Raw genomic sequence first — 24090 nt, 5'->3', positions numbered from 1 at the left:
GGAGGAACCGGAGGCGGAAGAAGCGCCCCGGGCGGGAGACGGTTCGGTTTGCGTGCTCACGGCTAGTCCTTTACGTCGAAGCTGCGGAAAATCAGGCGGAGGGCGAAGGTGGCAATGACAATGGTCGCGATGACCACCACCACGCCCATGGCAGCCGCCTGGCCGATATCGAAGCCCAGGAACGCCCGCTGGTAGATGTAGAACGGCAGGTTGGCGCTGGCGGTCCCGGGACCGCCGGCAGTCATCAGGTAAATCTGGTCAAAGGTGTTCACCACGTAGATGGCCCCGAGCAGGACGCCCAGCTCGATGTACCGGCGCAGCTGCGGAAGGGTGACCGAAATGAACGTCCGCCACCATCCCGCACCGTCAACCTGCGCCGCCTCCAGCACGTCCTTGGGCTGCGACTGCAGGCCGGCAAGGACCAGCAGCATCATGAACGGTGTCCACTGCCAGACCAGGGACATGAGAATGGACGCGATCGGATGCGCCGAGGTCCAGTCCACCGGGGAGATTCCCACCAGTCCGATCAGCCAGTTCAGCAGTCCGTAGCTGGGGTTCAGGATGGATACGGACCACAGCAGGGAACCGGCCACCGGCATGATCAGGAAGGGGGTGATCAGCAGGGTCCGGACCACCCCGCGGCCGGCAAAGGATCGGTCCAGGAGGATGGCGAACACGATGCCCAGCAGCATCGCGAAGAAAACACAGCCCAGGGTAAAGATCACGGAATTCAGCGCGGCCTGGCGGAAGGTGGAATCAGCGAAGATTTCGACGTAGTTGGAGAGCCCCACAAAACGGTCTCCCTCGGGATTGAGCAGGTTCCAGTTCTGCAGTGAATACCAAATGGTGAAGAGGAACGGAACCTGCGTCACCACAAGCGTGAAGATCAGCGCCGGCAGGAGGGGTCCGCGGCGCCGCCACCCTTCGGCCCGGGACATGCCGCGGGCCTGGCGCTGCTCAGCCTCCCGCCGGACTTTGGCATGGTGCTTGTCTACCAGGGCGCTCATTTGTTCTCTCCTGACTGGTAGCTTTCCGCAACGGTTTCGGCATAGCGCTGTGATTGTTCAAGGGCTTCAGGCACGGTCTTCTGTCCGGCGATCGCGGCGGAGATTTGTTGGGCCACGCGGGTGCCAAGGTCCTGGAACTCCGGAATGCCCACAAACTGCAGTCCCGGATAGGGCACCGAACCGGTCATGCTGGTCTCCTGCGAGGCCCCGGCCATGGCCGTCAGCGTGGGTTCCGCGTAGGCCCGGGCGACGTCCGCGAATTCGGGAATCTCATAAGTCGACAGCCGGCTGCCGGGCGGTACGCGCTCCCAGCTGATCTTGTCCCCCACCAGCTGGATGTAGTCCTTGTTGGTCATCCAGGAGACAAAGTCCCAGGCGGCATCCTTCTTTTCGCTGGTGGCGGGAATGGCCAGGGACCAGCTGTACAACCAGCCGGACGAGTCGGTTTCCTGCACGGGGGCCTGCGCGTATCCGGTCTTGCCCACCACCAGGGACGAGGCGGGATCTTCCACGGTGGAGACCATGGAGGTGGCGTCGTACCACATGGCCGCATTGCCCTGGCTGTACTGGGTCAGGCAGTCACCGAAGCCGGAGGTGGCCGCACCCGGCTGTCCCGAGTTGCGGACCAGGTTCACGTAGTCGGTGACGGCGGCCTCCACCTCGGGCGAATCCAGGGTGGCGTTCCAGTCCTGGTCGAACCAGCCTCCGCCGTAGGTGTTCATCATGGTGGTCAGGGGTGCCATGACCTCGCCCCAGCCGGCCAGCCCGCGCAGGCAGATGCCGGAAAAGCCGTTGTCCGGGTCATGGAGCCGCTCGGCGAACGCGCTGATGTCCGCCCAGGTGGGCTTGGGCGGCATGACCAGGCCGGCTTCCTCGAACAGATCCTCGCGGTAGGCGAGGAAAGAGGATTCCCCGTAGAAGGGCACGGAGTACATGTCGCCTTCGTAACTGAGGGACTCGCGGATATTCGGAATGAAATCATCAGGGTCGTAGCCGGGAGTGTTATCTGCATACTCCTGCAGATTGGTAATCCAGCCATTCTCCGCCCACATGGGCGTCTCATAGTTGGAAATCATGACGACGTCGAACTCCCCGCCGCCGGTGGCCACCGACGCCGTGATCTTGGCACGGGCCTCATTTTCCGGGAGTGAGACAAATTGGGGGTCAACGTCCGGATACCGGGCCCGGAATTCGTCCTCGAGGGAAATGGCGTCGGTCATCTGCGGGTTCGAGACAATGGCCACCACAATCTCCTCGGGGCCGTCGCCGGAGTCACTGCCGCATCCTGCCAGTACGAGAGCCAGGGCCGCAGCACCCGCTGCCATGCTCCTTCCGGAACTCCGCCTGCGGCGGCCGGGCGTGCTGCGTTCTGCTCTCATGCCTCACCTTTGCTCATCTGAGAATTGCATTCTGCTCATTTGGGGGGAACTCTAAACAGATAGGCTCGAATGAGCAATAGGCTGCGATCTTTCGAAGACAGGCGGGATCGAATCATTACCGGTACAGATGCGTCCCATGAGGAATTGCTGGCCAGGATTGGCAGAGACTATTACCTGCACAACCATTCGAAGGTTGATATTGCCCGCCGGTTCGGCATTTCCCGGTTTCAGGTAGCCCGCTATCTGGAAGAAGCACGCGCGCTGGGCATTGTGCGCATTGACGTCCGTTTTCCCGAAGCTGTTTCCGGCCCGGATCCTCAGCAGCTGGCGGCTGAACTCGGCGTGGGCCGCGTCCGCATCTCGCCGACGGCGCTGATGACCGCAGCACCCGGGAGGCCCTCGGCAGGAGTGCGGCCGGGGAGCTGATGGCGGCGGCGTTCGACGGCGCCACCCTGGGAGTGTCATGGTCCCGGACCCTGGACCTTGCGGCCGGATATGTGACGGACCTGCCGCCCTGCAGCATCGTCCAGCTGGCAGGCGCGCTGCCGGTTCCCGGCAGCGGCAATTCGCTGGAACTGATTCAATCTCTGGGCCGGCTGGACGGGGTGGATACCTGGCCGCTGTGGGCTCCGTTGGTGGTGGAAAACGCCGCCACCGCGCAGAGTCTGCGCCGGCTGCCCGAGATTGGCGGGACCCTCGCCCAGGCCGGCGCCCTGGATGCCGCAATCGTTGCGGTGGGTGCCTGGCAGCCCGGGCTCTCCACCGTCTGGGACCGGGTGGACAACCGCCTGCGTCTGGAGGCTGCCCGCGCCGGGGCCGTTGCCGAATGCTCGGGCCGCCTGCTGGACGCGGCCGGGCAACCGGTGGTCTCGGAGCTGGATGAACGCGTGCTGGCCGTGACCATAGACCAGCTTCAGCACACGCCCCTGGTAGTGGCAGTGGCCCGGGGTGCCGCCCGCGCGGATGCAGTGCGGGCGGTGCTGGCCGCCGGATTTGTCACCACTCTGCTGGTGGATGGAGAACTCGCTGCGGCGCTGTCCGTCGGCGCTCCCGCCTGACAAGCAGGACGGCTTAGGTCAGCCGCCCCGCGGCCAATTCCTCCAGAGTTGCCCGGGCGCCGTGCTCATGCAGTGCGGCCAGGGCGGCCGTGTAGGACTGGACAAAGCGGTCCTCGGACGCGAGATCTCCGAAGAGATCCGGGTCCGTAACAAAAGCGAGCGGCTCAGTGCGGTTCCGCGCGGCGGCGGCCATCAGGGGGCCGCGGAGCCGGTCGACGACGTCGATTGGTGCGCCCTGCTCGTCCGTACCCTCGGCGTAGCGCGCCCAGCTTGCCACAATTGCTGCCGAGCGGTGGATTTCTCCTCCCGAGGCCAGATTCTCGCGGATCACCGGCAGCAGCCACTTGGGAATACGGTCCGAGCTTTCGGCACAGAGCCGGGCCAGCGTGTCGCGGACGTGCTCATTGGAGAACCGCTCGATCAGCCGGTGCCGGTAGGCGTCCAGATCCACCCCGGGCAGCGGCGCCAGTGTGGGGGTTGCCTCCCGGAGCATGTAATCCAGCAGGAACCCGGAAAACAACGGATCCTGGCAGACCTCGTGGGCATAACGGTAGCCGGCCAGGTAGCCGAAGTAGCACAGGCCCTGGTGGCTGGCGTTGAGCAGACGCAGCTTCATGAGTTCATACGGTTCCACATCCTCCACCACCTGAACCCCTGCGTCTTCAAAGGGCGGGCGCCCCTGCGGAAAGTGATCCTCCAGGACCCACTGCTCAAAGTCCTCGCTGACCACCGGCCAGGCGTCCTCCACTTCAAAGTCCCGGGCCACCATCGTCCGGTCCGCATCCGTGGTGACCGGCGTAATCCGGTCCACCATGGAATTGGGAAAGGCTACGTTCTCCCGCATCCAGGCGCCCAGCTCCGGATCCCGCAGGGAGGCAAAGGCCGTGAACATCTTCCGGGCTACATCCCCGTTGCCCTGGATGTTGTCGCAGGACATGACCGTGAACGGCGGCAGCCCCCTGTCCCTCCGGCGCTGCAAAGCCTCGCATACCAGCCCGAAAACGGTGGCCGGCACGGCGTCCGGCAGCAGATCCGCCGCCACCGCGGGGTTCGCGGCATCAAACTCGCCGGTCACGTGATGAAAGTTGTAGCCGCCCTCGGTGATGGTCAGGGAAACGATCCGGGTACCGGGTGCGGCCATTTTCTCGATGACGGCTTCCGGGTCCTCGGGCGCCAGCAGGTATTCGATCATGGAGCCGATGACGCGTCCCTCGCGTGTGCCGTCCGGGTTCTTCAGCACCAGCGTGTACAGGCAGTCCTGGGCATCCATCACCGTCTTCATGGCCGAGTCTCCCGGCAGGACGCCCACGCCGCAGATCGCCCAGTCCCTGGCGCCGCCGTCGTTCATCAGACGGTCCACGTACATTGCCTGGTGCGCGCGGTGGAAGCCTCCCACCCCGAAATGGACAATGCCCACACTCAGCTCGGAGCGGTCATACCCGGGAACAGAAAGCCCGGCCGGAAGGCCGGACAAGGACGCGGAATTGAGCTTGTTCATGGTTCCACCTGAGGCCTGGGTCGGATAGGTGCGGCTCAATTTATCATGTGAGCAAAAGTGTCCTCTCACATGAGCAGCCGCAGTTCTCCCGCCGCCACCGTTGACCTATTTGCGGCTTCGGGCCTAGGGTCAACCCAATGTCACCGCGGATGGGGCTGGTTCGGTTACCCAGCGCGAAGGGATGTGAAACAAAGACAAAGGAGTTTTTGTGAGGACACAGCTAGCCGCGTTCCAACAGCCGCTCGATCCCATCGCCGATTCGCTGGCACTGTCCGCGGTTCTTGCGGCCTTGCCGCTGCTGCTGTTGTTTGTCCTGCTGGGCGTCTTCCGGATGAAGGCCTACCAGGCCGGGCTCATCTCGCTGGTGCTGTCCATCCTGCTTGCGGTGATCGGGTGGCAGATGCCGATCGGCCAGGTGGCGGCGGCAACCGGGCTGGGTGCGTTCTACGCAATCTTTCCCATTCTCTGGATCCTGATCAACGCCCTGTGGATCTACAAGCTCACGGTGGCCACCCCGTGGTTTGAAGTCCTCGGCAGGACCATCCGCTCCATCTCGGATGATCTGCGCATCCTGTCCATCCTGATTGCTTTCTGCTTCGGTGCGCTGCTGGAGTCACTGGCCGGGTTTGGTGCGCCGGTAGCCATTGCGGCCGCCATGCTCATGGCAGCGGGCATGAAGCCCCTGAAATCGGCGATTGTCGCCCTGCTGGCCAACACCGCTCCGGTTGCCTTCGGAGCCATGGCCGCACCGATCATTGCGCTGAACGGCGTCACCGGAATTCCGCTGCACGAGTTGTCCTCCATGACCGGCCGGCAGACCCCGTTCATTGCCCTGGTGGTACCGCTGATCCTGGTGTTCCTGGTGGACGGCAAACGCGGCCTCAAACAAACCTGGCCCGTGGCGCTGGTGGCGGGTTTTGTCTTCGGACTGGCCCAGTTCTTCGCCTCCAACTTCTTTGTCGTGGAACTGACCGACGTCGTGGCGGCGGTCGCCACGGTGATTGCGGTTTTGCTGATGCTCCGCGTTTGGCAGCCGGCAGAAATCATCGGCATGTCCGGCCAGGTGCAGGAAGACCAGGACGCTGCCGCAGCGCCGCGGGAAACTGTCGGCGCCGCTGGTTCCGGCAGTACAACGGAAACCCTCGACGGGGCCGGCCCCGCAGAACCGGTCAAAACCGGGCGGGGCCGGCGTTCGGCCGGCGAATCGGCAGGTGCCGCGGCCGGTTCCGGGGGAGCAGGCAGCACCGCTCCCGGCGGCCCCGGTTCCACGAGCAACACCGCCCGCCCCGATGCCCGCAGCGTATGGATGGCCACAGCGCCGTACCTGATCATCATTGTGGTGTTCTCGCTGGCCCAGATTCCGGTGATCAAGACCTGGCTGACATCCATTGGCAGTGTCACCTTCCACTGGCCGGGGCTGGACGTGGTGGACTCCAACGGGACGGCGGTTGCCGCGCAGACCCTGCGGTTCGACCACATCCGGGCCACCGGAACCCTCCTGCTGTTCTCCGGGATCCTGACCATGCTGCTGTACCGGATCCGGCCCCGCGAAGGTGTTCGCGTGTACGGGGATACCCTGAAGCAGCTGCGCTGGACTATCGTCACCGTCTGCGCCGTGCTGGCTCTGTCCTTTGTCATGAATCTGTCCGGCCAAACCACCACACTGGGTGTGGCCCTGGCCTCCGCCGGGGGATTCTTTGCCCTGTTGTCCCCGCTGCTGGGCTGGATTGGCGTGGCGCTGACGGGTTCCGACACCTCCTCCAACTCGCTGTTCGGCCAGCTCCAGGTGGCCGCGGCCAACGAGACGGGACTGTCCGCCACCCTGATGGCGGCATCGAACTCCTCCGCCGGAGTGCTCGGCAAGATGCTGTCGCTGCAGAATCTGGCCATCGCCTCAGCCGCCGTGGGACTGGAAGGTGCTGAAAGCACGCTGCTGCGTAAACTCATTGGCTGGAGTCTTGGCCTGCTGGTCATGATGACGCTGCTGATCTGGCTGCAGTCAACGTCCATCCTCGGCTGGATGGTGCCCTGATGAGCATCTTCTCCGACTCCGATTCCACTGTAGGGCTGCCGGACCCGGCCCCTGCCGCGACCCTGCTGGGCCAGGCTCCGAACGCCTCCCTCGAGCCCGGTCACCGTGAACAGGCCAGCACCGACCGTTCCGGATTCGTGGCCCAAACCCATCCGGACGGCGTTGTGTTCGCCGAATCCGCCGGGGACGTGGCGGAGACCCTGCGTCTTGCCACCCGGCACCGCGTACCGGTGGTGCCCCGAGGTGCGGGAACCGGACTGGCCGGAGGGTCATCAGCACGCTCGGGCGAAGTGGTGCTGGACGTCTCCCGCATGAACAAGATCCTGCGAATTGACCCGCAGGAGCAGCTGGCAGTGGTCCAGCCCGGAGTCCTGAACGCTCAGATCAATGCGGCCGCCGCGGAGTACGGCCTGTTTTATGCACCTGATCCTGCAAGTACGGCCATCTGTTCCATTGGCGGCAACATTGCCACCAACGCCGGCGGCATGCGCTGCGCCAAGTACGGTGTCACCCGCGAATCAGTGCTGGCGCTTCGGGTCATCCTGGCCGACGGACGCGAACTGCGCACGGGCAGGGAAACCATCAAGGGTGTCACCGGCTATGACCTGAACGCCCTGATTATCGGCTCCGAAGGAACCCTCGGCATCGTGGTGGAGGCAACGCTGCGCCTGCGGCCGCTGCCGGTGGCCACCGCCACCGTCGCCGCCTTCTTCCCCGACGTCGAAAGCGCGGCCCGCGCGGCGTCGGCCGTGGTTGCCGCCCGGATCCAGCCGTCCATGATGGAACTGATGGACGGGCCCACCCTGGAAGCCGTGGACGCCGCCACCGGTTCCGATTACCGCTCCCGAGGCGCATCTTTCCTCCTGGTGCAGACAGACGGCTACGGGGCGTTCCTGGAACAGGACGTAGTGCTGGAAGCGGTGCGCCCCTACGCCGGCTCGTGCGGGAAGGCGGCCGACGACGACGAGGCAGCGGCGATGGTGAGTGCCCGCCGGGATGCAATTCCTTCCCTGGAGCAGATGGGGCGGGTCTCGATCGGGGACATCGGCGTGCCGCGCGGACGGCTGGCGGAAGCCGTCACCGGCCTTGAAGAGATTTCCGCTGCTACCGGGGTAAGGATTTTCACCATCGCCCATGCCTCGGACGGAAACCTGCATCCCATGATCGTGATGGATCCCGAGGATTCGGTCACTGAGGGTCCGGCCAAGGATGCCCTGGGGCAGATGTTCTTCCTGGCCAACCGGCTCGGCGGCACCTTGACCGGTGAACACGGCGTGGGGCTGCTGAAACGGGACTGGGTGGGTGCCGAGCTGGGCGACGTATCGGTGGGAGTGCAGCACTCCATCCGCCGGGCCCTGGATCCGTTGGGCATCCTCAACCCCGGCAAGGCCATCTGAGCCCGTGTAGGATCGGGGGCACCAGCCCGGAGCGGCACCGCTCCGGGCGGCTTTCATCGGGGGAATCAATGGCAGCTATGTCCGGAATCGGCGCACTTTTCGGCATCCTCTATTTCTTAATCGTCGCGGCGGTCGCGGTTTTGTCGGTCTGGGCACTGGTGCTGCTGATCATCTTCCTGCGGCTGCGCATTGCCGAGCTGCGTTCAGCCGCCGCCGGACAGGGAGCCCCGGGAGGCGGAGGGCTCGGTGACTAAGGAGAGGTTCCGTGAACAGGTCCCCGGATAACGCTCCTGAAAGCACCCCGTTCACCAAGCCGGGCTTTGTCCTCTCAGTCTTGCTGGGGGTCACTTGTATAGCTGCCGGCGTTGTCATCTTCCTGCTTCCTGCAAAAGACGACAGTGCACAGTCTGTTGTAACCCCAACCTTCGGAAGCAGCAATTCCACTTCTGAAGCTCCGGGCCCGTCCGCCTCGACCGGCACCAACAACGTTGAACGGAAAAGTGCGTGTGGCTTGCCGCCCACCGATGAGCTGGCGCTGGATACAGCGCCGATATCCAACTGGAAGATGGTGGATGGGATGGCAACGCCTCGTGATCCGATATCCCTTGGCCCGGGAATAATGGAGGAGAGCGGCTTCCGGCCGTGCTTCGCCAGCTCACCGGCGGCGCCCTCTAGTCGGCTATGAACGTCATCGCCCTGGGATCTTCGGGATCGCCCGAAGTCATGATGAAGATGTCCGAACAGCTTCTGGTACCAGGGCCCGGCCGGGATGCCGCAGTCCGGGACACGGGCACTGCCGTGGATTCGTCAGGGGAGAGCGGCATCCAAGTTCGTGGCTGCACGCTCGAGTCCTATAACCCTTCGGAAGCAAAGATGGACCTTGCCTTCGAAACCGCGGAGGGCGATCTGATGCGCGTGAGCATGTCGCTGCGATGGATGGGTGATGACTATAAAGTACGGCCGGCTGATGATGGCACGCCTTGGAATGACATGTCACAGCTAAGCAACCTGAGCGGTTACGTGCTTTGGTCCGGAGCCTGAGGAGTTCAGCCCCCCCGGCAGGGATCCCCGGAGGCGGGACGGCTTTAGGCCCGCGCCTCGCGCAGCGCAAGAAAGACCACGTCGCGGGCCAGCGGAAGAACGCTGAACCGGACCCCGGTGGCATCCCGGACGGCGTTGGCCAGGGCCGGTGCCACGGGGTTGAACGGGCTCTCACTCATGGACTTGGCACCCATGGGACCCAGCGAGTCGTTGGTCTGCGCAAAGTACACCTCTGTGCGCGGCACATCCGCGAAAGCCGGCACATGGTATTCGCGCAGGATCTTCGTCGTCACCTCGCCGGTGCTGCTCACCTGAACCTTTTCAAACAGAGCCGCACCCAGTGCCTGGGCAATACCGCCCTCAATCTGGCCCCGGCACTGCAGCGGATTCATGACCACTCCGGCGTCCGCGGCATGCACGCTCTGCAGAATCCGGATTTCACCCGTGCCGGTGTGCACTCCCACCCGGAAGCCCTGCACATTGAAGGCTACGGAGCGCGGTGTTCCGCCCCAGCGGCCCTGTGCTGACAGGTCGATGCCGGCGTCCTTCGCGCGTACTGCGACGTCGGCCAGCGAAATACGCCCGCCGGCGCACTCCACCGCATCCGCCAGCAGCGTCACCTGGGCCGACGTGTTGGAAAAGAGCGAGGCAGCGAAGCCCTTGAGCAGGACGGCCAGTTCCTCTGCCGCCGCCAGGGAAGCCTTGCCGGCCACTACGGTGCCGGTGGAGCCGTAAGCCCCGGTGTCATGGTCCACCAGATCGGTGTCCGACTGCCGGATGACAATCCGGTCCGCCGTGGTGTGCAAGGCGGTGGACGCGAGCTGGGTGTGGACAGTGGTGGTGCCGTTGCCGAACTCGGAGGTGCCGACGTCGAGCCCGTACCGTCCGTCCTCCTGCAGCCGGATCCGGGCGTGGCTCATGTGCCCGCGCGGCGGAACGGTGTCGATCATGGCGACCGCGGTCCCGGTGCCAATCCGCCACTGATCATCCAGGTTGTCGCCGGAAGTTTCGGCGGACAGTTGTCCCCGCTCCATCGCTGCACGCACCAGTTCCACGCATTGATCCAGTCCGTAGCTGCCGTAATGGACGTCCTCCGCCGGAACCGGGGAGGTAGAGAGCATGGCGTCACCCCGGGCGATGACGTTGCGGCGGCGGAACTCCAGCGGATCCATCCCGATGCCGCGCGCCAATTCGTCCATCGCGGACTCGACGGCGAAAATCATCTGGCTCAGTCCGTAGCCGCGGAAGGCACCGGACGGAACGGTGTTGGTGTAGACGGCGCGCGCGTCGACCTTTTTGTTGTCACACCGGTACACGGCCACTGATTCACCGCAGCCGTGGAACATCACGCCTGGGGCATGGTTTCCGTAGGCTCCCGTGTTGGTGGTGACATCCAGCTCCAGTGCGGTCAGCGTGCCGTCCCTTGTTGCTCCGGCCCGCACCCGGACCGAGAAGGGGTGCCGCACGGTGGCGGCGGTGAACTGTTCCCGGCGGGTCAGTTCGAGCTGCACCGGACGGTTCAACTTGAGTGCGGCCAGTGCGGCCAGATCCTCGGTGAGCATCTCCTGCTTGCCTCCGAAGCCGCCGCCCACCCGTCCGGTGAGCACCCGCACGGATTCAGGCTTCAACCCGAAGACCCGGCACAGCGCCCGCCGGATCAGGAACGGAACCTGCGTGGAGGTGCGCACCACCAGCCGGCCCGCCTCGTCGAAGGAGGCAATGGAGCCGTGCGTTTCCAGTGCCATGTGCTGCAGGCGCTGGCTTTCGTAGGTTTTCTCATGCACGACGTCGGCTGCCGACAGTCCGGCGGCAGTGTCACCGAGTTCGGAGTGCAGTTCCGCGACGATGTTGCCGGCGGTGCCCGGATGGACCTCGGGAGCGCCGTCGGCCAGAGCCGAGGCGGTGTCCAGGACCGCGGGGAGCAGTTCGTAGTCAACCTTGAGGGCCCTCACCCCTTCTTCGGCGGCACCCACGGATGCGGCAACAACCGCGGCCACACGCTGGCCGCGGAAACGGACCACGTCATCCAGGATCCGCGTATCGTCCGGGTCATCGGTGTGCAGTTCGTGCTGCGCGGTGGAGAACAGCTGCCCCGGGGCGTCCTTGTGCGTGAGGACTGCCTCGACGCCGGGCACTGCCAGGGCGGCACCCGCATCAATGGAAACAACCCGTGCGTGCGCGTGCGGGGAGCGCAGGATCTTCAGATGCAGCAGCCCGGGCAGCTCCGCGGCCGGCACATCCATGGTGTACCGGGCACGGCCGGTCACAATGTCCGGGCCGGCCGGGGCGGGGATGCAGGCGCCCACGGTCCGGGCAGCAGGAGAAGTCCCGGCCGGGACATCAACGGTGCGGTGCCCGCAGACCGCGTCACCGACGGCGCGGTAGCCTGTGCAGCGGCAGAGATTTCCTTTGAGGTTCCGGGGCAGATCCTGCTTCTGTTCCTCGTCCAGCGCGGCGGCGGTCATCACCATGCCGGCTGTGCAGAAACCGCATTGGAAGCCCTGGGCGTCCAGGAACTGCTGCTGCATTGGATGCAGTTCCTCTCCGTTGGCCAGCCCCTCTATGGTGGTGATTTCCCGGCCTTCGGCACGCACTGCCGGGTAGAGGCAGCTGTGGACGGGCTTGCCGTCAACATGGACGGTGCACGCACCGCAGTCTCCGGCGTCGCAGCCTTTCTTGACCCCCAGACTGCCCTGCTCCCGCAGGAAGGTGCGCAGGCACTGGCCGGGGAAGGGTGCAGCCTCCACTTCGGTCTTATTGATCCGGTATGTCACAGGGAACCCTCCTTTGACCCGGATGCGGCCAGCTCGGCCCGGATTTCTTCCGCCAGCCGGCCCGTCATGTAGCGCCGCCATTCCGGCAGGCCGTGGACATCGTCATGCCACAGTTCGGCGTCGATCTGTTCGCTGAGCTGCGCCCGGAGTTCGACGCCGGTCGGCAGCGCGGCGAACCGCAGCTGAACCGGACGCTTGGTGGCGGCGGTGACGGTCAGGACAAACGTGCCGTCCCCGTCCACCCGGCCAATCAGCAGCGCCCCGGACCGTCCCAGGTTGGTCAGTGACTGCCGGCGAAACGCGGTCCTGGCCCGCAGGGCGGCTGCCGGCAGGGTTACGCTGCGCAGCAGCTCTCCCGGTGCCAGTGCAGTGCGGCCGTCGCCGATCACCAGGTCAGCCACGGGGATTTCGCGGGACGTCCCGCCGGGGGAGTGGATCACCGCAATACCGTCCAGCGCTGCGGTCAGGGCCGTCATGGGCCCGGCGGGCAGGCCGGTGCAGATGTTGCCGCCCACCGTGGAAACGTTCCAGACTTTGAAGGACGCCACAAAGGAATCACAGCACAACGGCACCAGATCCAGGGCCCGCCACTCGGCCCTAACGCCGGCAGGGGCTGTGCCGGGAAAAGCGTACAGTTCCGCGATGGTGCAGGTTGCCGCAATCTCCAGTCCGCCGTCGGACACGCTCAGCGGTTCCCAGCCGGCACCGGTGATGTCCAGCAGCCGCTGCAGGGAATCGCTGCCGTAGGAGAAGAGTACGGTGCCGCCGGCCAGCCAGGCATCGCCGGGACGCCAGTCGCCGGGGTTGCTGGTGCGGACCAGATCGGAAACGGTGGGCATGTCCATGGATGAATCCCTCAGTGGCTGATGTGTTGGCGGGTGAACGGATGGATGGGGCCGCTGAGGGTGCGCAGGGGCTGCCCGGTGACGGCGGCACCTGAACGTGCGGCCACTATTTCAGCGAAAACGGACAGTGCGGTTTCCTCGGGTGTCGCGGCTCCGATGTCCAGTCCGATGGGGGAATGCAGCCGTGCCGTCTCGGTCTCACTCAGTCCGGCGTCCCGTAATGCGGTCATCCGCTGCTCATGGCTGCGGCGCGAGCCCATGGCTCCGACGTAGGCGATGTCCAGCCGCAGCGCCTCAACCAGCACCGGGATATCGAACTTGGCGTCATGGCTGAGTACGCAAACCACGGTGCGGGGATCCAGCCGCCCCGCCGAAGCCTCCGCACGCAGGTAGCGGTCCGGCCACTGCACCTGCACCTGATGGGCCGCAGGGAAGCGCTCCTCAGCAGTGAAGGCAGGCCGGGCATCACAAATGGTCACGTGGTAACCGAGCATCCGTCCCTGCCGGGCCAGCGCGGCCGAGAAATCGTTCGCCCCGATCACCACCAGCCGGGCAGGTGCGAGCCGGGACTCGAGGAATAGCACCGGACCGCCGAGCTCCACGATTCCCGTGCGGCCGGCCGCAAGCAGAGGGGCCAGCCGTGCCGCGGCATGGGCCGGGTCCATGTCGAGCATCGACGCCAGGGCCGCGCCGTGGGCAGCCAGCAGACCAGCGGGTGTGGCAGCACCGCCCGGGTCAGCGACCAGCAGCGGCTGCGCAGCACTGTTCCGTGCCGTGCCGGGGGCATCGATCCGACGGACGAGGGCGCAGGGAGCTTCCGCACTCGGGATGACTCGAAAGGCGCCGGGAGTGATGAGCTGGATCAGCACCTCCAGGGTGCCGCCGCAGCTGAGCCCGACGGCGAAGGCATCAGTGTCGCTGTAGGCGAAGGATTCAAGCCGGGGTTGCCCGTCGGTAAGGACCTCCTCGGCCAGGGCCACCACTGCGGCCTCCACGCATCCGCCGGAGAGGGATCCCGTGATCCGGCCGTTGTGGTGGATGAGCATGGACGTGCCCGCCGGACGCGGCACGGATCCGGACGCGCGGATGACAGTTGCCGCGGCACAGGGAAGGCCGTCTGCCGTGGCCGCAGCCAGCGCGTCCAGCATGTCAAGCATGCGCCACCTGCCCTCCAGCGATACTGCCGTCGGCTGACCGCCACCGGCTAACCCAGTAACCAAGCGGTGAGTTCCCCCTGCCGGAGTTGCCGGGCTGGGGGCTTAAATCCGCAAACAATGACATTATCGAAACATAATAGGTATATCTTTTAAAGCCCATGACGGGCAAGAAGAAATGTTGGCATGTTTGCACAACAATATAAGTTCCAGTGCTGCCAAGAACCTGATCTGCCGTAATTGTTCCGGTAATTGCACGGAAGCCTACCACGGCAATCTGCGCGGCGGGACACCCTTCTGCTTTATCTTCCGAAGGAGGGCACCGTTGTGGTTGTATGGTGGGCGCGTGCAAACGGTTAGGCCGCCGGCACGGCAAAACCCGGCCTCTTGGATCAGCAGACAAGCCCACTGAGCTGGCCCCGGGAGGGGTCTGCATTCCTGAGGATGTCCCATGACTGTTTCCATGCCTTCCGGCACAGCCGCCACCGCCACCGCCGCCGGCGTCGGCCGGCTCTGGATCAAGAATCCGCTGGCCGTCTTTACCGCAAATGAACTGGATGCCGCGGGCGGCCTGGTGGTGGAGAAGGGGGTCATCGCCGAGGTGCTGGCCGTCGGCCAGAGTCCCGCCGCCCCCTGCGCAGAGGTGTTTGACGCCTCCGGCCATGTGCTGCTGCCGGGGCTGATCAACACGCACCACCACTTCTACCAAACCCTCACCCGCGCCTGGGCTCCGGTGGTGAACACCCCGCTGTTTCCCTGGTTGAAGAACCTGTATCCGGTGTGGGCGCGCCTGACTCCGGCGGATCTGGAACTGGCCACCACCGTGGCCCTGTCCGAGCTGCTGCTCTCCGGCTGCACCACCGCGGCGGATCACCACTATCTCTTCCCCGACGGGCTGGAGGATGGCATTGACGTGCAGGTGGATGTGGTGCGGAAACTGGGCATGCGGGCCATGCTCACCCGCGGTTCCATGACGCTGGGGGAGGACGACGGCGGCCTGCCGCCGCAGCACACCGTGCAGGCCCCGGACGTGATCCTCGAGGACAGCCGGCGGCTCATCCGGGACTACCACGAGCGCGGTGACGGCGCCGTGATCCAGATAGGCCTGGCCCCCTGCTCTCCGTTCTCGGTGACCCGGGACATCATGCGCGAGAGTGCCGCGCTCGCCGGGGAATACGACGTCCGGCTGCACACCCACCTGGCCGAAACCATGGATGAGGAAGCCTTCTGCCTGAAGATGTTCGGCCTGCGGACGGTGGATTACCTGGAGAGCGTCGGCTGGCTGGGGAACCGGACCTGGCTGGCGCACGGAGTGCACTTCAACGACGGCGAAATTGCCCGGCTGGGGGCAGCGGGCACCGCCGTCGCCCACTGTCCGACGTCGAACATGCGCCTGGCCAGCGGCATCGGCCGGATGGTGGAACTGGAAGATGCCGGCGCGCCGGTGGGGCTGGGCGTGGACGGCTCGGCCTCCAATGACGCCTCGAACCTGATTCTGGAGGCGCGGCAGGCACTGTATCTGCAGCGGCTGCGCTACGGGGCCGAAGCCATTACGCCCGAGCGGGTGCTGGGCTGGGCCACCAGGGGGTCGGCGCGGGCGCTGGGCCGGGAGGATGTGGGTGAGCTGGCGCCGGACCGGCAGGCGGACCTAGCGATGTTCCGGCTGGATGACCTGCGCTTCTCCGGCAGCCACGATCCGCTCTCGGCCCTGCTGCTCTGCGGCGCGGACCGGGCGGACCGGGTGATGGTCGGCGGCACCTGGCGGGTGGTGGACGGGGAGCTGCCCGGCATGGACCTGCCGGGGCTCGTTGCCCGGCATACGGCAGCTGCCCGGCGGATGATGGCGGGCTGATTTCCGGGAGCCTGGCCCGGGATTGTGGCAAAGCCCGGAACCGGCTGCAACGCATTGCGGTATAAACGGCGGATTGTTTGCACAGAATTAACAGCCATGAAACACGATGCGGTTTTATTCCGCAACAATTATTTACCTGTTGACAGATTTACCCGGCCGCACCCACACTGTCGAAATAGCAATTCCAACTGCCGGAAACATCGAATCAAGTCGGCGCCGCCGATGGTCAAGGGTGTTCAGCGCCGGCAATGGAACAGATCTACCGAAAGCTGACACCCGTGCGCCCAGAACCACATTCAGAGCCAACCCCGGAATCCGCTCCCGAGCCGGCACCGGCCTTCCTTGCAACCTTCAACACGGCAGGATACGCAGAAGCTGAAGACATGCTGCGCCCCTGCCTGGACATCCAGCGCTGGTGCAATGAGATTGCCGCTGCCCGTCCTTTCGCCACCCCCGGTGAGCTGCTCAGCTTTGCCGAACTGGCGGCCCCGGACTTCACCGAAGCGGAGATAGACGCCGCCCTGGCCCACCATCCCCGCATCGGCGAACGCCTTGCAGGGGCGGGCGCCGAAGCCACCTTCTCACGCGGCGAGCAGGCCTCTGTGGCCGGGCTGGACGATGTCCAGGAACGGCTGGCCGCCGGCAACCGCGCGTATGAAGACAAGCACGGGCGCGTCTTCCTGATCCGCGCGGCCGGCCGCAGCGCCGAGGAGATCCTCGCCAACCTGCAGGAACGCCTCGGACACACCCCTGAGGAAGAAGTCCCGCTGATCGCAGGCCAGCTGCGGGACATTGCCATCCTGCGACTGGAAGGACTGCTTACGCCATGACCCGCAGCCACGTCACCACCCACATCCTGGACACCGCGGCCGGGAAGCCGGCTCCCGGCGTCGCCGTATCGCTCTGGGGGAGCGGTGACGGCGGCTGGACCCGGATCGGGGACGGAACCACCGACGACGACGGCCGGGTGGGCAGCCTGGGCCCGGAACAGCTGGAGCCCGGAACCTACCGGATCGACTTCGCCACCGGCGAGTACTTTGCGGCTGCCGGCACTCAGACTTTCTTCCCCGCCGTTTCCCTCACTTTTTCCCTGACCGACGCGGGCCAGCACTACCACGTACCGCTGCTGCTGAGCCCGTTCGCCTACTCCACCTACCGAGGAAGTTGAACCATGACTGAAACAACTCAGGCCCCCTCAGGGGAGATGACAGGCAGTGCCGGAATTGTCCTCGGCAGCAACCAGTACGGCAAGGCCGAGGTGCGGCTGGTCAAGGTCACCCGGGACACAGTCCGGCACCAGCTCGAAGACCTCAGCATCACCAGCCAGCTCCACGGCGACTTCGAAGCCGCGCACACTCAGGGGGACAATTCCCGCGTGGTCGCCACCGATACGCAGAAGAACACCGTCTATGCTTTCGCCCGGGACGGCGTTGGCTCGCCGGAAGCGTTCCTGCTGCGCCTGGAACAGCACTTCACCGGCGGATTCGAGTGGGTGTCCGGCGGGCGCTGGGCTGCTGAACAGTACTTCTGGAACCGGATCAGCGACCATGACCATGCCTTCTCCAAGGACAAGTCGGAGATCCGCACCGCGGTGCTGGTCTCTGAAGCCGGCCGGCAGCATCTGGTGTCCGGCATCAGCGGCCTGACCGTCCTGAAGTCCACCGGGTCCGAGTTCTCCGGCTTCCCCCGGGACCGCTACACCACTCTGGCCGAAACCACGGACCGGGTTCTGGCCACGGATGTTACCGCCAAGTGGCGCTATGCGCCGGACACGGACGTGAGCAGCCTGGACTTCAACGCCCTCTACGCTTCCGCCCGGACCCTGCTGCTGGACGCGTTCGCGAATACGCACTCGCTGGCCCTTCAGCAGTCCATGTTCGAAATGGGCAAGGCCGTCATCGCCGCACACCGGGAGATTGACGAGGTCCGGCTCTCGCTGCCGAACAACCACCATTTCCTCGTGGACCTGGCACCGTTCGGCCTGGACAACCCCAACGAGGTCTTCTTCGCCGCGGACCGCCCGTACGGCCTGATCGAAGCCTCCATCCTGCGCGAAGGCACGGTCTCCGAATCGCCGGTCTGGAATACCGCGGGCGGTTTCTGCTGATGAGCAGCAAGCCCCGCGCCAGGGCGGCCGGCACCGCCGCCCGCCCGGAAGATGCCCGGCTGCCGCTGGGCAGCACTTTCGCCTACGGTTTCCAGCACGTGCTGACCATGTACGGCGGGATCATCGCTCCGCCGCTGATTGTCGGCACCGCCGCCGGACTGGATTCCGCCGACGTCGGCATGCTCGTAGCCGCCTGCCTCTTTGTGGGCGGGCTGGCCACCCTGCTGCAGACCATCGGCATCCCCTTCTTCGGCTCCCGGCTGCCCCTGGTCCAGGGTGTTTCCTTTGCCGGCGTGGCCACCATGACCGCCATTCTCGACGGCGGCGGCGGGCTGCAGTCCGTGTTCGGCGCGGTGATCGTCGCCTCCCTGATCGGCCTGCTGATCACTCCGGTCTTCGCCAAGGTGATCCGCTTCTTCCCGCCGGTGGTCACCGGCGTTGTCATCACCACCATCGGCCTGACGCTCATGCCCGTGGCCGCGAACTGGGCCATGGGCGGCAGCAGCGCCGCCCCGGACTACGGCAGCGTCTCGAACATCGGCATGGCCGCCCTGACCCTGCTGCTCGTGCTGCTGTTGAGCAAAGTGGGCAATTCCGCCGTTTCCCGGCTTTCCATCCTCATCGCCATCGTGCTGGGCACCATCTTCGCGGTTGTGACCGGCAAAGCCGATTTCTCCGCCGTCGGCAGCGGCGCGATGTTTGCGGTTCCGGAACCCTTCGCCTTCGGCATGCCGACCTTTGAGGCAGCTGCGATCATCTCCATGGTGATCGTGATCCTGGTGACCCTGACCGAAACCACAGCGGACATCATCGCCGTGGGCGAGATTGTGGAAACCAAAGTGGATTCCAAACGCATTGCCGACGGACTGCGGGCCGACATGCTGTCCAGCGCCCTGTCCCCGGTCTTCAACTCCTTCACCCAGAGCGCCTTCGCCCAGAACGTGGGGCTGGTGGCCATCACCGGCGTCAAGAGCCGCTTTGTGGTCAGCGCCGGCGGCCTGATCCTGGTGATCCTCGGCCTGCTTCCGGTCCTGGGCCGGGTAGTGGCCGCGGTGCCGACGCCGGTGCTTGGCGGAGCCGGGATAGTCCTCTTCGGCACGGTTGCAGCCAGCGGCATCCGCACCCTGGCCAAAGTGGATTACCGCAACAACATGAACTTCATCATTGTGGCCACCTCCATCGGGTTCGGCATGATTCCGATTGCCGCGCCCACCTTCTACGACGAGTTTCCCGCCTGGTTTGGCACCATCTTCCATTCCGGCATCAGCTCCGCCGCCGTCATGGCCATCCTGATGAACATCCTCTTCAACCACATCCGGACCGGCAACCCGAAGGACCCGTCCGTGTGGGCCGAGGGTGCAAACCGCATTGTGCGCCTCGAGGACACTGCGGCGCTCAAGGACGGCGACCACATGCTGGACGGAAAACTGCTCGACGCCGACGGCCGGGAAATCCCGCTGACCGCCACCGGCAGCACCGAAAACGACCCCCATTAGGACCGTGACCGTGAACTTCTCTCCTCCGACCACTGAACCCGCACCCGTTCTCGGTGCCGCGCACCTGCAAAGGCTCGACAACGTCCTCGCGGACACCGACCGGTTGCTGGCCGCCGCGTACCCGGGCGACGCCGGTACCCGCCAGCCGGTGCACACCGTTTACATCCCAGCGGACCGCTGCGTGCCGGCGCTGCCCGCCCACTGGGGCCGGGAGGGCCTGGCTGCAGCCGCGGCGCAGGGGTCCCTGACGGACCTGGCCCAACTGGCGGGCCTGGACGCAGACCTGGCAGCCGCCGTCGTGCCCCTGGTGGAGGCGAAGCTGCGCACCGAACCGATCGAGGATCTGCGTTTGGACTTCGAGGATGGCTACGGCATCCGTCCGGACCCGGAAGAAGACACCCACGCCCGGCAGGCCGCCGCCGCCGTGGCGGATGCGGTGGCGGCCGGGACCGCGCCGCCGTTCATCGGGATCCGGTTCAAGTGCTTTGAAGCGGCCACCCGGGCCCGCGGCATCCGGACCCTGGACCTGTTCCTCGCCGGCCTGCTCGCGGCGGGAAAGCTGCCCGACGGGCTGGTGCTGACCCTGCCGAAGGTGTCCACCGTGGAACAGGTGCAGGCCATGGTCTACATCTGCGGACAGCTCGAAGAGGCCCACGGCCTGGAACCGGGACGGCTGCGGTTTGAGGTGCAGGTGGAAACTCCGCAGCTGATCCTGGCTGCCAACGGCACCGTGCCCGCTGCGCAGCTGATCCACCACGGCAGCGGCCGCGTTTCGGCCCTGCACTACGGTACTTATGACTACAGCGATGCGGTGCAGGTTGCCGCGCAGTACCAGTCCATGGAGCACCCGGCTGCGGACTTTGCCAAGGCCGTCATGCAGGCGGCGGCTGCCGGGACCGGCGTCCGGCTCTCGGACGGCTCCACCAACATCCTGCCGCTGGGCACGCCCGGGGAAATCCGGTCCGCCTGGCAGCTGCACGCCAGGCTGGTGCGCCGTTCGCTGGAACGCGGTTTCTACCAGGGCTGGGACCTGCATCCGGCGCAGCTTCCCACCCGTTTCCTGGCCACCTATGCCTTCTACCGGCAGGGGTTCGACGCCGCTGCCCGGCGGCTGGACACCTACGTCCGGAAACAGGAGGGAACGGTCCTGGACGAACCCGCCACCGCCCGGGCACTGGCCCGATTTGTGCACCGCGGACTGCTCTGCGGTGCCCTGACCGACACGGAAATTGAACAGGGCACCGGGCTGACCGGCTCCGAACTCGCCGCTCTTGCCCACCCCAAGACTGCCGTATCGCCCCTCACAGAGAAGGTCCGCTAGATGACTACCCAGGAGCAGAACGTCCACCTCAGCGGCACTCCGCGCTACTACGCCGCGGCCGGCGGGCTGCCCGCGCAGACCGAGCTGCTCACCGGAAGAGCCGTGGTGACGGAGGCGTACACCGTGATTCCGCGCGGCGTGCTGCGCGACATTGTCACCAGCGTGCTGCCCGAATGGACCGGCACCCGCACCTGGATCCTGAACCGTCCGGTTGCCGGCGGTGCCACCACCTTCGCCCAGTACCTGGTGGAGGTGGCCCCCGGCGGCGGCTCCGCCTCGCCGGAACCGCAGCCCACCGTGGAATCCTTCGTCTTTATCCTCGAGGGCACGCTGACCGTCCGCCTGCACGGCGGGGAAAAGGTCCTGACCCCCGGCGGGTTTGCCTACCTGCCGCCCGGCGCCCCGTGGAGTGCCTTCAACGAATCCGGTGAACCGGTGAAGTTTCAGTGGATCCGCAAGGCATATCAGCCCCTGGCGGGTCACACGCCGCAGCCGGTCTTCGGCAACGAGACGGAGATTGAACCCGCGCCCATGCCGGGCACGGACAACAAATGGCGCACCACCCGGATGATCCCCGTGGATGACGTCGCCTATGACATGCACGTCAACGTGGTGACGTTTGAACCCGGTGCCGTCATTCCCTTCGCTGAAACCCACGTCATGGAACACGGACTGTACGTCCTGGAGGGCAAGGCCGTGTACCGGCTGAACCAGGACTGGGTGGAGGTGGAGGAAGGCGATTACATGTCCCTGCGGGCCTTCTGCCCGCAGGCCTGTTACGCCGGCGGTCCGGCCGACTTCCGCTATCTCCTATATAAGGACGTCAACCGCCAGATCCTGCTCGGCGGCCAGCCGTGAGCGCTCAGCTGCCGGACCCGGCGCCGGAACCTTTCGACCTGGTGATCCGCGGGCATGCTGTGCTGACCCCCGGGGGAACCATCCCGGCCGAGGTGGGGGTGCGCCGCGGGGTGATCGCCGCCGTCGTACCGCCGGGAACCGGGCTGGAAGGGAAGCGGAGCATCGACCTGGCCGCCGATGAGACCCTGCTGCCCGGGCTGGTGGACACGCACGTGCACATCAACGAACCGGGCCGCACCGAGTGGGAGGGATTTTCCTCCGCCACGCGCGCGGCGGCCGCGGGCGGGGTCACCACTCTGGTGGATATGCCGCTGAACAGCATTCCGCCCACAGTGACAGTGGAGGCACTGAACATTAAACGGGACTGCGCGGCCCCGCAGGCCTTTGTGGACTTGGGTTTTTGGGGCGGCGCCGTCCCCGGAAACCTGGCTGACCTGCGGCCGCTGCACGAAGCGGGTGCCTTTGGGTTCAAATGTTTCCTGGTCCATTCCGGCGTGGATGAGTTTCCGCACCTGGAACCGGCGGAAATGGAGGCGGCGCTCGCCGAGCTGAAGACCTTTGACGGTCTGCTGATTGTGCACGCTGAAGATCCGGCAGCCATCCGGGACACACCGCCGGGCACCGGCTACGCGGGTTTCTTGGCGTCCCGGCCGCCCGCAGCGGAAAACACCGCCATAGCCGGCGTCATCGATGCCGCAGCGCGCACCGGCGCCCGCGCCCACATCCTGCACCTGTCTTCCGCCGAAGCCCTGCCCCTGCTTCGGGCGGCAAAGGCCGACGGCGTGCGGCTGACGGCGGAAACCTGCCCGCACTACTTGACGCTGGCGGCCGAGGAGATTCCCGACGGTGCCACGGCGTTCAAATGCTGCCCGCCCATCCGCGGCGACGCCAACCGCGAGCAGCTCTGGGCCGGTCTGGCGGACGGGACCATAGACTGCATCGTCTCGGACCATTCGCCCAGCACCCTGGACCTGAAGGATCTGGAGAACGGAGACTTCAGCGTGGCCTGGGGCGGGGTGTCCTCTCTGCAGCTGGGCCTGTCGCTGATCTGGACGGAGGCCCGCCGGCGGGGCATTCCGCTGGAGCGGGTGCTGCACTGGATGTCCGCCGCACCGGCAGCACTGGCCGGCCTTGACCGCAAGGGCGGCATCGTTGAGGGCAATGACGCAGACTTCGCCGTGTTCGCTGCGGAGGACACCTTCACGGTGGATCCGGCGGCGCTGCAGCACCGGAATCCCATCACTCCCTACGCCGGGAAGCAGCTCACCGGCGTCGTCCGCCGCACCGTGCTCGCCGGTGCCGACGTCGACCCCGCCGTACCGGCCGGACGCCTGCTGGCCCGGCAGGCAGTGATAGCCGCCACAAAGCCATGCGTCGCATTTAAGGAACGGCCGGAACGGAAAGTAGGGTCTAGGTATGGCTCCTTTTCGTAACAGCCGCGCTGCGTCGCTGCCTGCAAAACTTTCCCGTTCCTGGCTTCTGGCATCGGCTGCCGATGAGGCGAATTTTGGCCCGGCGCTGGCCTCGGAAGCGGATTCCGTGGTGTTCGACATGGAGGACGCCGTACCCGCGGCAGGCAAGGCTGAGGCGCGTGAACGCGTTGTGGAGGCGCTGTCCACCGGTATGACCGCCTGGGTGCGCGTGAACGGCATCGAAACCGATTACTGGGCCGATGACCTGGCCGCGCTGTCCAAGGCTCCGGGCCTGCGCGGCGTCATGCTTGCCATGACCGAAAAGCCGGAACAGGTTACCCACACAGCCATGCGCCTGCAGGCCGGCACCCCTGTGCTGGCCCTCGTGGAGTCCGCACTGGGCATTGAAAACGCGACGGCGATTGCCTCGGCCCCCGGTACCTTCCGGCTGGCTTTCGGCGTGGGCGACTTCCGCCGCGACACGGGCGCCTCCGACGATCCCATGGCGCTGGCCTACGCCCGGTCCAAGCTGGTGGTGGCTTCCCGTGTGGGGCAGCTTCCCGGCCCGATCGACGGTCCTACCGTCGGTGCGCTGGGCGAAAAGCTGCTGGATGCCTGCAAAGTCACCCAGTCCATGGGCATGACCGGCAAGCTGTGCCTGATGCCCGAGGCCGCTGACTTCATCAACCACGGGCTTTCGCCGAGCGAATCCGAGATCACCTGGGCGCATGAGCTTCTCGAAGCGCACGCCGCAGGCGCCGTTGTGGGCGACGGTTCTTACCTGCCGCGCCTGGCCCGCGCCCAGAAGATTTCCTCGCTGGCCGACTCCTACGGCCTCTGGAACGCGTAGCCTTCTGCA

Annotated in this window: 21 protein-coding genes; 15 read left to right on the top strand and 6 right to left on the bottom strand. The window is 65.9% G+C overall.

From position 1 onward, the window contains the following. Positions 1-62 precede the first annotated feature (62 nt). Entirely contained in the window at positions 63-1007 is a 945-nt protein-coding gene (locus tag QMA10_RS01700) for a sugar ABC transporter permease (RefSeq protein ID WP_290165555.1), read from the bottom strand. Beyond that, positions 1004-2332 (bottom strand): sugar ABC transporter substrate-binding protein, encoded by a 1329-nt coding sequence (locus QMA10_RS01695; protein ID WP_290165554.1) that lies wholly within the window; start codon positions 2330-2332, stop codon positions 1004-1006. The genes QMA10_RS01700 and QMA10_RS01695 overlap by 4 nt, the downstream gene beginning before the upstream one ends. Before the next feature lie 123 nt (positions 2333-2455). Here QMA10_RS01695 and QMA10_RS01690 point away from each other — a divergent pair, with 123 nt between their 5' ends. Together QMA10_RS01690 and QMA10_RS01685 are read left to right on the top strand one after the other, a co-directional pair. Next, positions 2456-2812, top strand: coding sequence for a hypothetical protein (locus tag QMA10_RS01690; protein WP_290165552.1), 357 nt, complete (start codon positions 2456-2458; stop codon positions 2810-2812). Continuing rightward, complete coding sequence (locus QMA10_RS01685) at positions 2812-3444, top strand: sugar-binding domain-containing protein (RefSeq protein ID WP_290165550.1); 633 nt, start codon at positions 2812-2814, stop codon at positions 3442-3444. Before QMA10_RS01690 ends, QMA10_RS01685 begins: the two co-directional genes overlap by 1 nt. 13 nt (positions 3445-3457) lie before the next feature. Here QMA10_RS01685 and QMA10_RS01680 read toward each other — a convergent pair whose 3' ends face one another. Continuing rightward, the gene (locus QMA10_RS01680) at positions 3458-4942 is read right to left on the bottom strand and encodes a mannitol dehydrogenase family protein (RefSeq protein WP_290165548.1); all 1485 of its coding nucleotides are present in this window, start codon (positions 4940-4942) and stop codon (positions 3458-3460) included. Positions 4943-5150: 208 nt separating this feature from the next. Here QMA10_RS01680 and QMA10_RS01675 point away from each other — a divergent pair, with 208 nt between their 5' ends. The 4 genes from QMA10_RS01675 (at position 5151) to QMA10_RS01660 (ending at position 9412) form a co-directional block, all read left to right on the top strand. Further along, entirely contained in the window at positions 5151-6974 is a 1824-nt protein-coding gene (locus QMA10_RS01675; RefSeq protein ID WP_290165546.1) for an L-lactate permease, read from the top strand. Further along, the gene (locus QMA10_RS01670; RefSeq protein ID WP_290165544.1) at positions 6974-8371 is read left to right on the top strand and encodes an FAD-linked oxidase C-terminal domain-containing protein; all 1398 of its coding nucleotides are present in this window, start codon (positions 6974-6976) and stop codon (positions 8369-8371) included. The genes QMA10_RS01675 and QMA10_RS01670 overlap by 1 nt, the downstream gene beginning before the upstream one ends. A 68-nt stretch (positions 8372-8439) precedes the next feature. Further along, positions 8440-8625 carry a hypothetical protein gene (locus tag QMA10_RS01665; RefSeq protein WP_290165542.1) on the top strand — a complete coding sequence of 62 codons (186 nt, stop codon included), beginning with the start codon at positions 8440-8442 and terminating at the stop codon, positions 8623-8625. 427 nt (positions 8626-9052) lie between these two features. Next, the gene (locus QMA10_RS01660; protein WP_290165540.1) at positions 9053-9412 is read left to right on the top strand and encodes a hypothetical protein; all 360 of its coding nucleotides are present in this window, start codon (positions 9053-9055) and stop codon (positions 9410-9412) included. Positions 9413-9456: 44 nt separating this feature from the next. On the opposite strand, the gene QMA10_RS01655 is transcribed toward QMA10_RS01660, so the two are convergent. Genes QMA10_RS01655 through QMA10_RS01645 form a run of 3 tightly spaced genes read right to left on the bottom strand, consistent with a single transcriptional unit; the run spans position 9457 to position 14188 of the window. Then, positions 9457-12186: a molybdopterin cofactor-binding domain-containing protein gene (locus QMA10_RS01655; protein WP_290165538.1), complete on the bottom strand. Its 2730-nt coding sequence runs from the start codon at positions 12184-12186 to the stop codon at positions 9457-9459. Further along, positions 12183-13031, bottom strand: coding sequence for an FAD binding domain-containing protein (locus QMA10_RS01650; RefSeq protein WP_290165535.1), 849 nt, complete (start codon positions 13029-13031; stop codon positions 12183-12185). The genes QMA10_RS01655 and QMA10_RS01650 overlap by 4 nt, the downstream gene beginning before the upstream one ends. An 11-nt stretch (positions 13032-13042) precedes the next feature. After that, positions 13043-14188, bottom strand: coding sequence for an XdhC/CoxI family protein (locus tag QMA10_RS01645; RefSeq protein ID WP_290165533.1), 1146 nt, complete (start codon positions 14186-14188; stop codon positions 13043-13045). Positions 14189-14636: 448 nt separating this feature from the next. Between QMA10_RS01645 and QMA10_RS01640 the strand changes: the two genes are divergently transcribed. The 9 genes from QMA10_RS01640 to QMA10_RS01600 all read left to right on the top strand — a co-directional run bounded on the left by QMA10_RS01640 (position 14637) and on the right by QMA10_RS01600 (position 24081). After that, positions 14637-16037: an 8-oxoguanine deaminase gene (locus QMA10_RS01640; protein WP_290165531.1), complete on the top strand. Its 1401-nt coding sequence runs from the start codon at positions 14637-14639 to the stop codon at positions 16035-16037. 278 nt (positions 16038-16315) lie between these two features. Continuing rightward, positions 16316-16867: a 2-oxo-4-hydroxy-4-carboxy-5-ureidoimidazoline decarboxylase gene (uraD, locus tag QMA10_RS01635; RefSeq protein ID WP_290165529.1), complete on the top strand. Its 552-nt coding sequence runs from the start codon at positions 16316-16318 to the stop codon at positions 16865-16867. After that, positions 16864-17205, top strand: coding sequence for a hydroxyisourate hydrolase (uraH, locus tag QMA10_RS01630; protein WP_290165527.1), 342 nt, complete (start codon positions 16864-16866; stop codon positions 17203-17205). Before uraD ends, uraH begins: the two co-directional genes overlap by 4 nt. Before the next feature lie 36 nt (positions 17206-17241). Next, a complete protein-coding gene (gene pucL / locus QMA10_RS01625; protein ID WP_290165747.1) occupies positions 17242-18144 on the top strand; it encodes a factor-independent urate hydroxylase in 903 nt (300 codons plus the stop codon). Next, on the top strand, positions 18144-19640 hold the full coding sequence (locus QMA10_RS01620) for a nucleobase:cation symporter-2 family protein (protein ID WP_290165524.1): 1497 nt from the start codon (positions 18144-18146) through the stop codon (positions 19638-19640). The genes pucL and QMA10_RS01620 overlap by 1 nt, the downstream gene beginning before the upstream one ends. Before the next feature lie 64 nt (positions 19641-19704). Beyond that, positions 19705-20961 carry an aldolase/citrate lyase family protein gene (locus QMA10_RS01615; RefSeq protein WP_290165746.1) on the top strand — a complete coding sequence of 419 codons (1257 nt, stop codon included), beginning with the start codon at positions 19705-19707 and terminating at the stop codon, positions 20959-20961. After that, complete coding sequence (locus QMA10_RS01610) at positions 20962-21819, top strand: bifunctional allantoicase/(S)-ureidoglycine aminohydrolase (protein ID WP_290165522.1); 858 nt, start codon at positions 20962-20964, stop codon at positions 21817-21819. It abuts the gene before it with no gap. After that, a complete protein-coding gene (gene allB / locus QMA10_RS01605; protein WP_290165520.1) occupies positions 21816-23252 on the top strand; it encodes an allantoinase AllB in 1437 nt (478 codons plus the stop codon). The genes QMA10_RS01610 and allB overlap by 4 nt, the downstream gene beginning before the upstream one ends. Beyond that, positions 23236-24081, top strand: a complete 846-nt coding sequence (locus QMA10_RS01600) for an aldolase/citrate lyase family protein (protein ID WP_290165518.1) — start codon at positions 23236-23238, stop codon at positions 24079-24081. Before allB ends, QMA10_RS01600 begins: the two co-directional genes overlap by 17 nt. Positions 24082-24090 lie beyond the last annotated feature (9 nt).

The organism is Arthrobacter sp. APC 3897, from assembly GCF_030407495.1.
In the GTDB taxonomy this organism is placed as follows: domain Bacteria; phylum Actinomycetota; class Actinomycetes; order Actinomycetales; family Micrococcaceae; genus Arthrobacter_B.
Note: the sequence above shows the minus strand (reverse complement) of the source record. Positions and strands in the feature narration are given on the sequence as shown.